The sequence below is a fragment of the Vibrio sp. 661 genome, assembly GCF_033339315.1.
Classification (GTDB): Bacteria; Pseudomonadota; Gammaproteobacteria; order Enterobacterales; family Vibrionaceae; genus Vibrio; species Vibrio alginolyticus.
Genome location: NZ_JAWOUJ010000063.1, coordinates 1 through 1,367, shown reverse-complemented (window position 1 = coordinate 1,367; position 1,367 = coordinate 1). Strand labels below are relative to the sequence as shown.

Below are 1,367 nucleotides of genomic sequence, written 5' to 3'. Positions count from 1 at the left end.
TCTTATCGATTTTGTATTGTTCGTAAAAATCGCATTAATTTCATGAATCTTTCGATTATTTCTTAATGTAACAATTTGATACATTAACACCTGTTGTCAGCGAGTTGCATAGCAGCTTGATTTTCATCGATTTAACTCAATGACAACCGAAATAATAAGGAGAAAAACATGGAAAGCAGAAGCTTAGGACAAGGCTTAAAAGTAGAAGAACGACGTCAGTTGCTTCATCGCGGGATAAAAGCGGCATTGATTGGTGTGCCTTTATTGGCTGTAGGCTTAACGATCAACAGTTCGGTTTTGATGACAGATGCTGGCTATAGTTATGTGCATCAAAACAACATCACTGGTGAGTTGGATGTGTTTACTGAACCTGGTATTCATTTCCGGATGCCGTTTCTATCCAAAATCACTAAGTACGATCAAGTGATCACTGTGTCTTTTGGTAACAGCAAGGGTGAAGACTTTTACCAACGTCTTGATTCGGTTCAAGTTCGTTTCGCTGATACCTATATTGGCCAAATACCAGTGACGTTCCGCTTTAAATTGAGTAACGATCCAGAAGCTCTAAAAAAGATGCATCGTGAGTTTCGCAATAACAACAACTTGATCGACGCACTACTTGTGAAAAATGCGCGTAACGTGACAGTGATTACCGCTACGCAATACACCGGAGAAGAGTTTTTCCAAGGTGGTTTGAACCAGTTCAAATCGAAACTTGGTGATCAGTTGCGAGAGGGAATTTATCTTACAGAGCGACGTCAGGTTGAAGTGGAAGAACTAGACCTTGCGCCTGTTGGGGCTAATCAGGCTAACGCGAACCAATTGCAACGTACCAATCAGCTGGTTTGGAAAACCGTGCCAGTCGTAGACAAAACCGGGCAACCGATTCGTCAAGATAACCCGTTGCAACAATACGGTATTCAGGTAACGCAGGTGACCATTGGTGATCCACAACCAGAGAAACAGCTCGACCAATTGCTGGCGGATAAAAAGCGTTTAGTGGCGGATCGCATTCGTGCGATTCAGGAACAAGAAACGTCGAAAGCACAGGCAGAAACGGAGCAGCTACGGAAAGAAATTCAACGTACTCGTGAAGTGCAAGATGCACAGCGTCAGAAAGAGTTGGCGATTATTTCACAGCAAAAAGAGGTCGAGGTTGCGCGCCAAATCGCGGAACGTGAAATCGTCGAAGTGGAAAAAACCAAACGACTTGCAGAAGTTGAGAAAGAGAAAGAGTTGGCAATTGCCGAGGCTAACTTAGCGATTCAAAAAGCAAACGCACTTTCCGCAGAGTTTGAAGCGAAAGCGATATTAGCGAAAGGTCGCGCAGAATCTGAAGTCCTAAAAGGTAAGTATGCGGCGTTAGG

1 protein-coding gene is annotated in these 1,367 nt (G+C 43.6%); it reads left to right on the top strand.

The window, feature by feature from the left end:
• Nucleotides 1–168: 168 nt before the first annotated feature.
• On the top strand, nucleotides 169–1,367 hold a 1,199-nt coding region (locus R7P69_RS24685; protein ID WP_318121752.1), incomplete at its 3' end, for an SPFH domain-containing protein.